Here is a 14465-nt window from a genome sequence, read left to right on the forward strand (position 1 = left end):
TCGGTGAAACGGCAGCACGCCGCGGAGCCAGTTGCTGCAATCAGGGGTGTGGGTGACGACGAGCAGGTACGCGCGGCACTGCGGGTGTGGCGCGACTCGCTCGTGGACCTCGGAGCGACCAACCGGCTGGTCGACCTGCGGGCCGCCAAGGGTTCCCTCGTCGAGCTCACCGATCCGGCGCCCGCGGAACTCGTACGGACATTGCACGCGACCGGCGAATGCGCGTTCCGCGGTTCGATACCCGGCCAGTCCGCCCCGGGCGCCGACCGGCTGACCGCCGCTGTGCTGCGGCGCCTGCAGCGGACCGCGGACCGGGAGTATCTCGACCGCGGAATGTCCGTGCTGTACGTCGCCGCCGGTGAGCTGCGCTGGAGGGACGAGGAGGACGCCGAGTGTGTCAGCCCGGCCCTGCTGGTCCCCGTGACGCTGGCCCCTCGACGCGCGGGCGAACGCGCGGGAGAGCTGGGCCGCCTGCGCTGGCGTGACGACGACCCGGTGGTGAATCCGGCGCTCGCCATCCGGTTGCGGGAACTCGGCGTGCGCCTGCCCATGGAGGACCCGCTCGCGGACGGCGACCTGGCCGCGTTCTGGTCCCGGCTGGAAGCGACGATCGCCGGCCGCGACGGGTGGCGCCTGGAACCGATCGCCCTGCTGTCCTGCTTCACCTTTCAGAAGGAGGCGCTGTACCGGGATCTGCTCGACAACGAGTCTCGCGTGGTGGCCCACCCGGTGGTGCGGGCGCTGGCCACCACCGGGGAGCCCGGCGCCGCTTTCGACTTCGTCCCGCTCACCCCGGCGACCGTCGACGAGCAGGCACCCCCCGAGGACGTGCCGCTGGTGCTGGACGCGGACGGGTCCCAGCGCGCCTGCGTGGCGGCCGCGGTGGCGGGACACAGCTTCGTGATGGACGGCCCGCCCGGCACCGGCAAGTCGCAGACCATCGCCAACATGATCGCCTGCCTGCTGGCGGCGGGGAAGCAGATCCTGTTCGTCTCGACCAAGGCGGCCGCGTTGGACGTCGTCCGCCGCCGGCTGGCCGAGGCCGGACTCGAGCCGTACCTGCTGGATCTGCACAGTAGGCAGGCCGGCCGGAAGGAGGTCGCGGCAGCCCTCGCGGCCGCCGTGGACCGGGCTCCCGCGCCGCCGGTCGGAACGCACGATCGCCTGCGGCCGGTGCGGGAGCGGCTCACCGCTTACGCCGCGGCCGTCAACGAGGTACGTGAGCCGCTCGGCGCGACGCTGCACGACGCCCTCGGGATCTGCGCCGAGTTCACCGGGCTTCCGGACGCCCCGGTACCGGACCTGGCACGGGCCACGCTCACCGCCGAGGCGATGCGCCGGATCGAGGACGCGGCCGAACGGTTGGCGAACACCTGGCGGGCCGCCGCCGAGAGCCGCTTCCCGTGGCGTCACGTCGTCGAACGCGGGCCGCTCGACGACGTGCTCACCCGGGCCGGACTCGCGCTCGGCCGGCTCGTCGCCGCCACCCGCCGCAACGCCCAGGTGGCCGCCGCGTTCGACGTGGACCGGCCGAGCCGAGCCGGTCTGCTCGTGGACCTGCTCGCGCACGCCGCTCGCCGGCCGCCGGAGGCTCGCGACGCATGGCTCACCGCACCGAGCCTGGCGCCGGCCGAGGCGGCCCTGGCCGATCTGGAGCTGCGGCTCGCCGCAGTGCGGCGGGCCCGGGAGGCTGTGCGGACCCGCGCCGGTGTGCCCTGGTCGGCGCTGCCCACCGACACGGAGCTGCCCGACGTAGCGGTGGATCCGGCCGCGTTGACCGCCGACGCGGCCGACGACCTCGCGCGGCGGTACGCCGACGAGGGCGGCCGGTGGGAGAAGCACCGGGTGAATCTCGACCTGGCGACCGCCCGGCTCGGGCTGCCGCGTGTGGTGGTCTTCGCCGACGTGCGCAGGCTCGCCGCGCTCGCGGAGCTGAGTGGCCGGCCGTACCGGCCCGAGCCGTTCTGGTTCGGTCCCGGTGTCCTCGCCACCGTCTCGGCCGGCGCGGTGACGTTGCGACGGTGCCTGGAGACGCTGACCGCGGCCGAGGCACGGGCCCGGCCGATGTTCACCGAGGCCATCCTGGGCCAGCCGCTCGACCGGATCATCCCCAGCGTCGCCGACCACGGCCGCGGTCTTCGCCGGCTGGGGCCGGCATACCGCCGGGACAAGCGGATGGTGGCTGCGTTCGTCCGCCCCGGGGCCGACGTGCGGGAGGCCATGTCGCGCCTCGACACCGCGCTGGCGTGGCAGCGCGCCCGATGGGGACTGGCCGCGGCGGAGCAGTCGTACGCGATGGTGCTGGGCGGCTACTGGCGCGGTCCGGCGACCGACTTCCCGGCGCTCGACGCGGCCATCCAGGTGGCTGCGGAGGCGGTCCGCTGGGCTCCGCCGGAGGCGCTGCCGGCCGTCGTCCGCCACGTCTGCGCGGCCGAGACCGACCTCGAGTCGATCGGCCTGGCCACCGCGGCCCGGGCCGACCTCGACCGCTGGCAGCCCGCCCATCCGCGGCTCGCTGACGGCAGCGTCGAGGACGCCGTCGCCTGGCTGAGGGCCCAGGTGGCGCCGCTGCGGACAGCCGCCCGCGCGATGCGTGCGTTCGGTGCCGCCACCGGACGCGACCTGGACTACGCGGAGGTCCAGCGGCTGGCCGAGCTGCGCCGGACGGCCGTCGAGGCGCAGGACGAGCTGAATGTCGACGCACGCCGGTACGAGTGCCTGTTCGGCGCCGATCAGGTGCCCCCCGACGCCGACCATCGGGTGCTGGAAGCCGCCCTCGGGTGGGCCGCCGCCGCCCGCCGGCTCATCACCGGCGCGGACCGGCCGCTCGCCGACGAACAGGTACGGGCCTTGGCCGCGTCCCGTCCCGACGACGCCCTCCCGGACCTGGTCGCTGGCTGGGAGCGGGACCGCCGCGCCCTCCTGGCGGCGTTCGCTCCGGCTCGGCACGACGAGCTGAGCGCGGACCTGGACGACTACCAGCGCGCCGGGCGGCTGCTCGACGACCTTCGCGACGACGCCACCGGCCCCGAGGAGTGGTTCGGCCATCTCGCCGCCCGTGACGAGCTCGCGGAGCTCGGCCTGGGTACCGCCGTGGAGTTCTGCTCGGAGCGCGACGTCGAGGCCCGTGACGTGGTTCCGGTGCTTCGCCGGGCCGTGTACCAGGCGTGGGCCGAGCGCATCCTGCTGACCGACGGCCGGCTCCGGCCGCAGCGCGGCGAGGACCGCGATCATCTGGTCGCCGGCTTTCGGCACGGCGACCGCCGCCTCGTCGCGGCGGCGCCCGCCGAGGTCCTCGCCCGGCTCTCCGCGCGGCCCCCGGCCGACGCGGAGCAGATCCGGCTGATCTTCCGGGAGGCGCTGAAGGCGAGCGGGCACCTGCCGGTCCGCGAGCTGATCGCCCGGGCCGGTGCGGCGGTCCACAGGCTCAAGCCGTGCCTGATGATGTCTCCGCTGTCGGTGAGCCAGTACCTGCCGCCGGACATCCGCTTCGACGTCGTCATTTTCGACGAGGCGTCCCAGGTGACGCCGGCCGACGCGATGCCGGCCATCTACCGTGCCGGGGCGCTGGTCGTGGCCGGCGACGAACGGCAGCTTCCGCCGCCCTGCTTCTTCGCGGCGGTGCCGGATCCTTCGGCGGGCGTGGACGGTGCGGCGACGGACGTCGACGACTTCGCTTCGATCCTGGAGCTCGCCAAGGGGTGTGGCGCCTTCCGGCAGCTCGGTCTCGCCTGGCACTACCGCAGCCGGCACGAGTCTTTGATCGCCTTCGCCAACCACCGGTTCTATCAGGGGCGCATGATCACCTTCCCGAGCGCGAACGCCGAGGGACCGGACACCGGTCTCGAGCTCTTCGGTGTTCCGGGGGTCTATCGGCGGGGCGCCGGCCGGCACAACCCGATCGAGGCGCAGCGGGTCGCCGAACGGGTGGTGCACCACTTCGCCACCCGGCCGGACCAGAGCCTCGGCGTCGTGACCTTCTCGGTGGCCCAGGCCGACGAGATCCAGCGAGCCGTGGAGCGGGCGATGGGTGCGGAACTGGTCCTCGATCCGGGAGCCCACGACGCCCGGCTCTCCGGGTTCTTCGTCAAGAGCCTCGAGTCGGTGCAGGGCGACGAACGGGACGTAATGATCTTTTCGATCGGTTACGGACACGACGAGGACGGCCGGATCAGCGCGAACTTCGGGTCGCTGAACCGCCCGTACGGGTGGCGCCGGCTCAACGTGGCGATCACCCGGGCCCGCCGCCGGATCGAGATCGTCAGCTCGGTCCGGGCGCGGGACATCCCCGAGTCGGACAGCGAGGGTGTCCAGGCGCTGGTCGCGTATCTCGCCTACGCCGAGCGCGGTGTCCCCGTACCGGCCCCGCACGACGATCGCGCCCCGCAGCCGGGACCCTTCGAAGAATCCGTGTTCGCCACCATCACCTCCTGGGGCTACACCGTGCGCCGCAATGTGGGCACGTCGCGCTGGCGGGTGGACCTCGCCGTGCGGCATCCGGCGTACCCGGGTGAGGTCTACGCGCTCGCCGTGCAGTGCGACGGACCCGGCTATCCCGCCTCGGTAGCCGCCCGGGATCGCGACCGGCTGCGCGGCGAACTGCTCGTCGATCTCGGCTGGCGGCTGCACCAGGTCTGGTCGACCGCCTGGCACCGGGACCGCGCGGCCGAGGAGCGGCGGCTGCGGGCGGCGATCGAGGAAGCGATCGCGTCGCCGGCCGGCGGCCGCCCACCGCCGTCCCCGGCGGAGCGGGCGATCGCGGTGCTCACCGCCGCGCTGCCCGAGGCGCCTGAGGTGCCCGAGGCGCCCCCGGAGACGGCTACGCCCCGCGCGGAAGCCCCTCCGGTGGGCTGAGGGCGCCCGGACGTGCCGTGGCCTCGAGGTGCCGGGGCAGGCCCGACACGCCGTGGCAGAGTTCAACGAGCTGAGCGATCAGCACCTCGGGATCCTCGTCCGCGTGCAGCCGCGCCACCCGAGCGGGCTCCAGTGGGGGCACCTCGACGTGCGCGATCAGCGGGTGGATCGGGCGGCGGTCCACCTCACCCGCGCCGAACAACTCCTCGTGCCGCTTCTCACCGGGCCGCAGCCCGATGTAGCGAATCTCGACCGGTTCCGGCGCGAGCGCGGCCATCTGGCGCGCCACTTCGGCGATGGGCACCGGCTTGCCCATCTCCAGCACCAGCGCTTCGCCGTCGCGCCCGACGGCCGCGGCCTGGATGACGAGGTGGACGGCCTCCTGGACCGTCATGAAGTAGCGCGTCACCTCGGGATCGGTGACGGTGATCGGCCCGCCGCCGGCGATCTGTGCGCTGAACGTGGTGAACACCGATCCGCGGCTGCCGAGCACGTTGCCGAACCGGACGCTCAGGAAGGTGCCGGGGCGCCGCTGGGCGGTGTCCGCCGTGAGCCGCTCGGTGATCCGCTTGGTCAGGCCCAGCACGCTGATCGGGTCGGCGGCCTTGTCGGTGGAGATGTTCACGAAGCGTTCCACAGCCTCGGCCGCCTCCAGCACCGCCAAGGTACCGAAGATGTTGGTTTTCACCGCCTCGCCGGGATAGCGCTGCAGGAGCGTGAGGTGTTTGAGCGCGGCAGCGTGGAAGACCACCTCGGGCCGACGCCGGCGGAACACCTCCCGGATCCGGGCCTGGTCCCGCAGATCGGCGAGAATCACGGACGGATCGTCGAGCGAGGCTTCCGGGTCGATGGAGAGCTGGACCCCCTGCAGCGCCGTCTCGTCCTTGTCGAGCATCAGCAGCTCGCTCGGCCCGAACCGGTGGATCTGCCGGCACAGCTCGGATCCGATCGAACCCCCGGCGCCGGTCACCAACACCCGCTTGCCGGTCAGGTAGTGCCCGACGGAGTCCAAGTCGGTGTCGATCTGGTGCCGGCCGAGCAGGTCGGTCACCTCGACGTCGCGGATGTCGCGGACCCCGACCGGATGGTCCACCAGCTCGGTGACCGACGGCACCACCTTGAACTGTGCCCCCGCCGCCAGCACCCGCTCGCGGATGTCGCACACCAGTTCCCGGTCGGCGTTGGCCACCGCGAAGACCACCATGCCGGCGCCCGTCCGGTCCAGAGCCGAGGCGATGTCCGCACGCCGGCCGACGACGGGGACACCGAGGATGTGCAGGTTGCGCTTGCGATGGTCGTCGTCGATGATGCCGACCGGCAGGTAGCGGCCGGCCGGGTCGTGCAGCATCGACCGCACCAGGAGCGATCCGGCGCGACCGGCCCCGAACAGCAGCACCGGAGCAGCCGCCCCGAGGTTCGGCCGGTCCCTGCGGACCAACTGCAGCCGGCGCAGATACCGCGCGCCCAGAATCAGGACCAGTGCCACCATGCCACCGAGCAGAGGAGCGCTGACCGGCACCGGGCGAAACCACAGCACGAAGTCGAGAACCAGCAACAGCCCGGCGGTGGCGGCCACCGTGCTGGTGACCGCACGGACCTCCTCGAAGCTGCCGATGGCATACCGGCCCCGGTACAGGTGCCGGGCGTGGCCGATGCCGCACTGCAGCACGACCGCCAGCGTCACGGCGACGCCGAGTCCGCAGATTCGCCTGCCGTCCATCGCGAATTCGTACCGGGTGAGCACCGCGGCGCTCAGTCCGGCCGCCCACGCGGCGCCGTCCACGGCCAAGGGAAGAAGGCGCCGGCGCCACCACGCATGCGCATCCATCGGGAACATTTTCAACTGCAGCCCCACTAATTGTTTCGGCAGCCCAGTGAATATGGTTCAGGCTAACAGCCGGTGCCGTACAGCTCGGATTACTCAAATACGGCATCACGTTTCCGGACGCGGCATATGGTGATACGACCGCGCTGTACCGGGAGGCTCCGTGGGGCTACGCGACTATCTCAGTATCGCCCGGCGGCACTGGTGGATTTTCTTGGTTTCGCTCGGGTTCGCGCTGGCCGTCGCGGTCGTCATCAATGTCCGTACGCCACCGGTCTATGCGTCGGCCGTCACGTTCTTCTTCACCAACCCGAGCACCCTGTCGGCGGACCTGTATCCGGCCAGCATGTTCTCCCAGGGCCGGCTCAACTCGTACGCGGCCGTGCTGACCAGCGACCGGATCACGGTGCCACTCGCCGGCACACCCGGCCTGAGGTTGACCGCCCAGGAGATCGCTGAGCGGATCACGGTGGAGACGGTGCCCAACACGGTGATGCTGCGGGTCACCGTCGAGGACCGGTCGCCGGCTCGTGCACAGTTGCTGGCCACTGCCCTGGTACCCCGTTTCCAGGCGGTGATTACCGCGCTGGAGAGCACCAACGAGAAGGGCCAGCCGGTGGTCCGCGTCGAGGTTGTCGCCGGCCCACGCCTGGAGGACGACCCGGTGGCCCCACGCCCGCTCAACAATCTGGCCATGGCGGCGATGGTCGGGCTGGTCGTGGGCGCCGCGCTGGTGGTCGCGCGCGAGGTCACCGACTCCGCCGTACGGACCGTCGACACGCTCCAGACCCTGGTCTCGGCCCCGGTGCTGGCCCGGGTGCCGGTCGACGCCCGGGCACCGACCGGAGCCGGCCCGTTCATCTCGGACAACGACTCGCCCCGGGCGGAGGCCCTGCGTCAGCTGCGCGCGAACCTGCAGTACGCGGACGGCGGCCGGGCCGTGAAGGTGATCGCGGTGACCAGCGCCGTCGAGAAGGAGGGTCGTTCGGCCACCGCGTGCAGCCTGGGACTGCTGTTCGCCGAGGCCGGGCGGCGGGTGCTGGTGGTCGACGCGGAACTGCGCCGGCCCCGGCTCGCGGCGTTCCTGGGGCGTGAGAACGCCGCGGGACTCAGCACCATCCTGTCCGGCGGAGCCTCGGTCGACCAGGCACTGCAGCCGTGGGGCGCCGGCCTGTGGCTCCTCTCCGCCGGGCACAGCCCGCCGAACCCCAGCGAGTTGCTCAGTTCGCCACGAATGGCCGCGGTAATCGAGGAATTGCGCGGACGATTCGATATCATCATCATCGACTGCCCGCCGCTGCTGGCGGTGACCGACGCCGCGATCGTCGCCGCGCGGTCCGACGGCGCGCTTCTCGTGGTCCGTTCGCGTAAGACCAAGAATGCACAGGTGACGACGGCCGTCCGCGCCCTGCGCGCAGTTGACGCGCGCGTTCTCGGCTGTGTGCTCAATATGGTTCCGGCGAAGAGCGGCGACATGTTCCCGCAGTTCGAACGGTACGCCGGCGGCAGTGCCGCGGCGAGCGGTGAGATACCCGGGAACGCGCCCGCCACCACCCGGCGCGCCCGTTTCTGGCACCGGTCCTGGGCACCGTGTCCGCGGACCGTGGGGTGATGTGACGTGCCAGTCGATGCCCATGCGTGAGTCCGGTGACCGCCTGAGGTCGTTGTTTCTCACGGTGCCGGCGGCTGTCCGGCGCGACTACGCCGCGACGGTGGCGGTGCACTGGTGCACGCTCGGGACCGGCCTGCTCCTCTTCCACCTGGTCGCCCGGCGCGACGGCGTGGGTGGCTTCGCCTTCTACCAGATCGCCCGCGGCTGGGTGGCCGCCCTGCAACCGCTGATCCTGGTCGGGCTCGGCACCGGGCTGCCTCGCTATCTCCCCCGCGCCGGCGCGGCGGCGCCGGGGCTGGTCCGGGGTGCGCTGGGAGTGCAGGTGATGATCCTGGCGGTGGTGGCGGCGGCGGTGCTCACGCCGTCCGAGGCGGTGGCCGTCCGGCTCGGCCTCGACGGGGGCACAGCGGCGGTTGCGGCGATCGCTGTCCTGCTGGCCGGCAACTGCTTGTGCAACACCGTGGTCGCCGGGTTGCGGGGCACCGGCCAGGTCACGTACGCCAACGTCGCCTCCCTGACCGGCTTCGCCGTTCTGCCGGTTGTCGCCTTCGCCGTCACACACCGGATCGAGGCCTTCCTCGTCCTGTACGGGGCGGGAATGGCGGCGGTGGCGGCGGCCGCCGCCGTGGTGACCAAGCCGCCGGCCACCGCGGCCGCCGATCCGCCCGCCCTGTCCGCCATCCTGCGCTACGGGGTGCGCCGCCTGCTCGGCGACCTGGCGCTGCCGGCGCTGTTCGCCTTTCCCGCACTCGCGGTGGCGGTGGCCCGCCCCGGCGCGCCCGAGGTCGGTTACGTCGGCTTCGTGACCTCGGCGATCACTCTGGCGTGCGCGTTCGTCGGCATGCTGACGCCGGTGCTGCTGCCCCGGCTCAGCGCGCACTTCCACCACGGCACCGGCGGACCGTCATTGGACCGCGCTCTCGTACTCATGCCGCTCGCCGCGGCCGGAGTTGTCGCGGTGCCCGTGCTGATCATCGCGCTGCCGGCGCCCATGCTGATCCGGCATTTCCTCGGCGCCGAGTTCTCCGCCACGGTTCCGCTCCTGCGCATCGGCATGCTGGCCGCGGTACCGCTCGCCGTGTTCTATGCGGTGCGACCCACGCTCGATGCGCTGCACGAGTGGCCCGTGGCCGCCAATCCGGTCGTCGGCTGCCTCGCCCTGCAGGTCCTGTCGACGTACGCCCTCTCGCGGTTCCTCGACCTGCCGCTCGCGACGGTCATCGCCCTTGCGCTGGCCGCCGCCGCGCTCGGGCTCACCTGCTGGCTGAAGCTGCGTCGCGAGATGGCGAAGCGGGCGCTGTGACCGGCGAGATCCGTCGCCGCCCCGGGCTCGTCGTGATCATCGCCTTCGTCGCGACGCTGGCCGGCCACTTCACGCTCGCCCGCGTCGGGTTCACCGTGCCGGTCTTCAACGACGTCCGGCTCCCGCTGTTCGCCGCGTTGCTGGCGAGCTTCGCGCTGGAAATCCGGTGGGCGCCCCGCGGCCGGCAGGGCGCGGCCCCGATCCTGCTGGCGATCTACGCGTTCCTCGGCTACCAGGCCGTCTCCTCGGCGTGGACGCCGCCGGGGGCGTTGGTCTCGGCCGCGCTGACCGACCTCGTCGCGATCGCTCTGCTCGTTTTCGTCTACGCCCAGCTCGCGGAGTGGGACCGGGATCGGGTCGTGGCTCTCACCATGGGCTGCTTCCAAGCGGCGGCCTGGGTCTACTTTCTGGCGGCGGCAGCGGGCCTAGGACGTGGGCCGGCCGGACGGTGGGCCGCGCTGGGCGGCGGTCCCAACGTCTTCGTCCGGCTGATGGTGCTCGGCATCTTCAGCTCGATCTACCTGTACGCGACCCGCCGGCGTCTCGGCTGGCTCGTCGGTGTCCCGGCGTTCCTCTTCGGCGCGGTCGCGTCCGGGTCACGCGGTGGCCTGGTCGCTCTGGCGCTCACGGTGGTGCTTGCCGCCCCGGCGGTGCTCCCGGGCCTGCGACGCGGCGGCGCCAAACCCTTGTTGCTGGTCATAGCGCTGCTCGTGGGCGGCGTGGCGATCGCCGGCGATTCGATCCTCGCGTTCGTCCAGCAACGCTTCATCAGCACGACCTTCGAGCAGGGCTACGCGTCCGGCCGGGACGTCATCTTCCAGATGGCGCTGAACCTCTGGCTGCAACACCCGTTGCTGGGAACGGGCATCGGCAGTTTCCCCGTGATCGCCGATCTGGGGTTCGGCGTGGCCTACATCCACAACCTCGTCCTGGCCGTGGCCGCCGAGGGCGGGATCGTCGGCATCGTCCTGCTGCTCAACTCGTTCTACCAGTTCAGGCGGCAGTTCACCCGGGTCCCGCGGGCCGAGCGGTCCCTGGAGAGCCGGACGGCGGCCTACTCGGGCATCTTCGTTGCCGCCGCCTGCATGTTCTCCGGCGACTACTACGACGCCCGCCTGATGTGGATCCTGCTGATCCTGGCGGTGGTCCGGCCCGCGGAATCGGCCGCACCGCGTCCCTAGGCTCGTGCCGAGTGTGCCTACGTCGGGGCTCCGAGCCGCCGGGCGGGCCCCTCGGACGCGACCGCCCGCGTCAGGACCCGCTCGAAATCCTGGAACAGCAGATCGCGGTCGAAGCGATCACGGGCGAGTGTGCCCGCCGCCGCCCGCGCCGCCCGCCGCGCCTCGGGGTCGCGCAGGAAGGCGGCCACCGTGGCGGCCGCTCCCGCCGGGTCGTCCGCGGGCAGAACCAGTCCGGCGCCGGTCGCGGCGATCAGGTCGCCGAGCCACCCGCCGTTGTTCACGGCCACCGGTCGCCCGGCCGCGAAGGCGTCGAAGGCCTTGTTCGGCGAGTTGTTACTCAGCTCCGGAAGGTTGACGAACACGGAGACCGCCAGGTCGCAGGCCCCGAAGAAGGCCACCACCTCGGCCTTGGCGACCGGTCCGAACAGGAAGAGGTTCCGGTTGAGCACGCCCAGGCGGGCGGCCAGGTCATGGATCTCGTCGCGCTTGGCGCCGTCGCCGAGAATGCCGATTCGCACGTCGGGGTCCGTCTCGGCCAGGCGAGCGGCCATCCGTACGAGATAGTCCACGCCGTTGGCCAAGCCGAGAGCCCCGGCGTACAGGACGAGCGGCCGGCCCTGCAACCATGGTGTGGCCTCGCGTAACGCGGCTCCGGCACGGTCGGCGTCCGCGAACATCGCCCGGTCGGAACAGTTGGGCACGACGGTGACCCCGACCTCGGGGAACCGGCGCCGGATGCTGTCGGCCATGCCGGGAGAAAGCGCGATGACGTGGGCCGACCGGCGATAAGCCCAGGCCTCGAGTCGCCCCGCAACCCAGCGGGTAGCCGGCGAGCGGAGCGCGCCCACGGCGATCGGCACCTCCGGCCACACGTCGCGCACCTCCAGCACCATCGGCACGCCCCGGCGCCGCGCCGCATATGCGCCGGGGATCGCCACGGTCAGCGGCGTGCTCGTCGCGAAGACGAGATCATGCCGCAGCCGTCCGGCCACCGCCGCCGCGCGACCGACGAAGCGGGCGAACGCCCAGAGCCGGCGGCGATAGCTCATGGCGCTGTCGTAGGGCACCGGGAGCCAATGCACCACGATGCCGGACTCCGTGCTGATCCGGGCTCGGTCACCACCCGGATCGCCGGTGATCATGTGCACCTCGTGGCCCCGCTCGACCAGGCGCCGCGCGAACTCGTACGAACGCGTTCCACCGGTCATTCCGGGGGTTTTGAAGTATTGGTGAATATACGTGATTTTCATTGTTTCTCTCAGGCAGTTCGGTAGGCGGGGAAGAATGACGTCCCCTGCTGGTCCGAAAGCGGTTCCCGGCCGTGCGCGGCCACCAGGTCCGCATAACGCCGGCGATCGCCAATGATCTTGGCGACGTGAAACGGGTGGACGCCACCCGGGTCGAAGGACCGCTTGTAGCGGAAGATGCCGTCGCCGCTGCGGTATCCGCCGCCGAGCACGAAACCGCTGCGCCCCGAATCCTGACCGTACCGGACGATCTCATGCTTGAGCAGATCGTTCGGCGACATCGGAAAGGCCTCGGCCAGCGTGCCTCCGAGGTACGAATACAGGAACCGGTCACTCTCCAGGACGATCTCCACGCTGAGTGCCCGGTCCCGGGGATCGAGCGTGACGAACGTGGAGTGGAAGCCGGCCAGTTCATCGGCCAGCCGCATGATGAAGTCCCGGTCGAAGTGGTACCGGGCCGGGGCGTCCCGCCGGCGCATGGTGGCCGAGTAGACCTCGAGAAAGCGGTCGACATCCGTACGGAGGTCATGTCGCTCGACGCGGCACCCGGCTCGCAGCGCCTTCTTGACGTTCTTGCGGACCTTGTGTTCGTAGTTTCGCCATACGTCGTCCGGCGGCCGTCGCAGATCCACCACGACATTCGACGAAGCCTGTTCGACCTCCGGCCTCGCCGCCACCTCCAAACCCAGGGACAGCCGCAGGAAGACCGAGCACAGACGCTCACGGCGAGCCCATTGAGAAACGGCGTCCAGGACGACGTCGGCATCGATGCCGGCCGAAAGGAAGGGACCACCGTAGCCGTACGGCGAGATGGCGTCGTGAACACCGTCCTGCACGGTGCGAAGAATCAACGGCAGAAGGGCGGATCCGTCCGGGCCGTCGACCACCAGAGCGATGGTCCGGTCGTCCGGCTGCGCGAACAGCCGCCCGTAGCCGGGATGGGCGAAGGGCTCCCGTCCGCACTCCTCCCACAGTTCCAGCCAACGCTTCTCGTCCGTTTCGGCGTCCAGGACCTCCACGGTCACCATCGGGATTTCGGCCATCGGGCCCCTCGCTTCGACATGCTCAGACCGTGGCGGTCATCCGCACGAAACTGATGAACGGTGACGCGGAGGCGCCGCCGACGACGTACGCGCGCCGGCAGCCGGTCAGCTCGCAGAGACCCGCCACCGAGACAGGGGACTTCCGAAGCTGAGGATCGAGCCGAAGCACTTCCCCCACCGCCCGGACGACCCGCACCGCACCATGCGGGTCACGCAGGGAGAGATCGGCGAACCCGTAGGCGGATCGCAGAGCGCAGAACACCGGCCAGTCGAGGAGCCGGCCCACGGCGTCCGCGGTCCCCGCGTCCCGGGCGGGAACGTGACACCACGAGGACTCAGCCGTCACGGTGAAGCCCCTGCGGACGTAGAGGGCGACGGCAGCCACGTTGGCCGCCGCCACATCCAACGCCAGGTGAGGCAGTCCCAGGCTCCGGGCGATGGCTGTTCCGTCCTCGAGCAGCCGGCTCCCCCACCCACGGCCACGCCATTGGTGGGCGACCGAGATGCCGTTGAGAAACAGGGTGTCCGCCAGGACACGCCAGTCCGCCACCGCGACCGGCATCCCGTCCCGGATCAGCGCACGAACCAGAACGGAGCGCATCGCCGGCGGCTGCCCCAGCAGCACGGCCAGATAGCGGTGATAGCCGGCCAGGGTGTAAGGCACCAACCCGGCGGCTTCATCCGGCACGCTGGCGGCGAGCAACCGCGCGGCGCGAGTCGTCGCACGTGGATCCGCGCCGTCGAGGTCGCACACGGGCATCATCCGCGCCCGGACCGTTCCTGGTCGAGGTCCGCCATCAACCGGGTGGGATCGGGCACGGCGCCACCGCCGGAGACCAGTCTGCCCACCGTGCGCGCCACGATGCGCAGATCCAGCCCGTAGGTCCAGGCGTCCACGTACCGAGCGTCGAGCTCCAGCCGATCGTCCCAGGACAGCGTGTTGCGCCCGCTGACCTGGGCCAGCCCGGTGATACCCGGACGGACCGTGAAGCGCAGCCGTTCCCGCTCCGTGTACCACGCGTCGTAGCGGGGCAGCAGAGGACGCGGACCGACCAGGCTGAGGTCGCCCCGGAGCACGTTGATCAGACTGGGCAGCTCGTCCAGGCTCGACCGGCGCAGGAACCGCCCCACCCGGGTCAGCCGCTCGGAGTCCGGCAGCAACCTCCCGTGGGCGTCACGCCGGTCCGACATGGTACGAAGCTTGTACACGCGAAACGGCCGCATCCCGCGGCCCGTACGGACCTGGCTGTACCAGACCGGCCGGCCCATCGACACGGCGACCGCCGCGGCCGCCGCGAGCAGTACCGGCGCGGCCAGCACCAGCGCCACCGACGCCACGCCGAGGTCGGTGAGCCGCTTGGCCACCGAACCGCCCGCACCCGAGGTCGTGCGGTCCACGC

The 14465-nt window shown here is 71.7% G+C and carries 9 protein-coding genes; 4 read left to right on the forward strand and 5 right to left on the reverse strand.

All coding sequences use genetic code 11. The features are described from left to right. Positions 1 to 48 precede the first annotated feature (48 nt). Positions 49 to 4854, forward strand: coding sequence for a PDDEXK-like endonuclease domain-containing protein (locus LXN57_RS11475; RefSeq protein ID WP_251798034.1), 4806 nt, complete (start codon positions 49 to 51; stop codon positions 4852 to 4854). On the opposite strand, the gene LXN57_RS11480 is transcribed toward LXN57_RS11475, so the two are convergent. Beyond that, a complete protein-coding gene (locus LXN57_RS11480; RefSeq protein WP_251798035.1) occupies positions 4820 to 6682 on the reverse strand; it encodes a nucleoside-diphosphate sugar epimerase/dehydratase in 1863 nt (620 codons plus the stop codon). The two genes, LXN57_RS11475 and LXN57_RS11480, sit on opposite strands and share 35 nt — an antisense overlap. Before the next feature lie 160 nt (positions 6683 to 6842). Between LXN57_RS11480 and LXN57_RS11485 the strand changes: the two genes are divergently transcribed. The 3 genes from LXN57_RS11485 to LXN57_RS11495 are packed head-to-tail and all read left to right on the forward strand — an operon-like array spanning position 6843 to position 10775. Continuing rightward, a complete protein-coding gene (locus LXN57_RS11485) occupies positions 6843 to 8291 on the forward strand; it encodes a tyrosine-protein kinase domain-containing protein (protein WP_251798036.1) in 1449 nt (482 codons plus the stop codon). Between the two features lie 16 nt (positions 8292 to 8307). After that, positions 8308 to 9594 (forward strand): lipopolysaccharide biosynthesis protein, encoded by a 1287-nt coding sequence (locus tag LXN57_RS11490; protein WP_251798037.1) that lies wholly within the window; start codon positions 8308 to 8310, stop codon positions 9592 to 9594. Beyond that, a complete protein-coding gene (locus tag LXN57_RS11495; protein WP_251798038.1) occupies positions 9591 to 10775 on the forward strand; it encodes an O-antigen ligase family protein in 1185 nt (394 codons plus the stop codon). The genes LXN57_RS11490 and LXN57_RS11495 overlap by 4 nt, the downstream gene beginning before the upstream one ends. 17 nt (positions 10776 to 10792) lie before the next feature. Here the strand turns inward: LXN57_RS11495 and LXN57_RS11500 are convergent, their stop codons facing one another. Genes LXN57_RS11500 through LXN57_RS11515 form a run of 4 tightly spaced genes read right to left on the reverse strand, consistent with a single transcriptional unit; the run spans position 10793 to position 14463 of the window. Continuing rightward, on the reverse strand, positions 10793 to 11983 hold the full coding sequence (locus LXN57_RS11500; RefSeq protein WP_251798039.1) for a glycosyltransferase family 4 protein: 1191 nt from the start codon (positions 11981 to 11983) through the stop codon (positions 10793 to 10795). A gap of 50 nt (positions 11984 to 12033) precedes the next feature. After that, positions 12034 to 13065 carry a GNAT family N-acetyltransferase gene (locus LXN57_RS11505; protein ID WP_251798040.1) on the reverse strand — a complete coding sequence of 344 codons (1032 nt, stop codon included), beginning with the start codon at positions 13063 to 13065 and terminating at the stop codon, positions 12034 to 12036. 22 nt (positions 13066 to 13087) lie between these two features. Continuing rightward, complete coding sequence (locus LXN57_RS11510; RefSeq protein WP_251798041.1) at positions 13088 to 13819, reverse strand: GNAT family N-acetyltransferase; 732 nt, start codon at positions 13817 to 13819, stop codon at positions 13088 to 13090. A gap of 5 nt (positions 13820 to 13824) precedes the next feature. Continuing rightward, positions 13825 to 14463, reverse strand: coding sequence for a sugar transferase (locus tag LXN57_RS11515; protein WP_251798042.1), 639 nt, complete (start codon positions 14461 to 14463; stop codon positions 13825 to 13827). Between the last annotated feature and the right edge of the window lie 2 nt (positions 14464 to 14465).

Source organism: Paractinoplanes hotanensis, assembly GCF_023717965.1.
Lineage (GTDB): Bacteria > Actinomycetota > Actinomycetes > Mycobacteriales > Micromonosporaceae > Actinoplanes > Actinoplanes polyasparticus.

Coding starts and splice junctions, on each gene's coding strand:
- LXN57_RS11490 (WP_251798037.1), top strand. CDS start 8,308: ATGCCCATGCGTGAGTCCGGTGACCGCCTGAGGTCGTTGTTTCTCACG.
- LXN57_RS11480 (WP_251798035.1), bottom strand. CDS start 6,682: ATGGATGCGCATGCGTGGTGGCGCCGGCGCCTTCTTCCCTTGGCCGTG.
- LXN57_RS11500 (WP_251798039.1), bottom strand. CDS start 11,983: ATGACCGGTGGAACGCGTTCGTACGAGTTCGCGCGGCGCCTGGTCGAG.
- LXN57_RS11505 (WP_251798040.1), bottom strand. CDS start 13,065: ATGGCCGAAATCCCGATGGTGACCGTGGAGGTCCTGGACGCCGAAACG.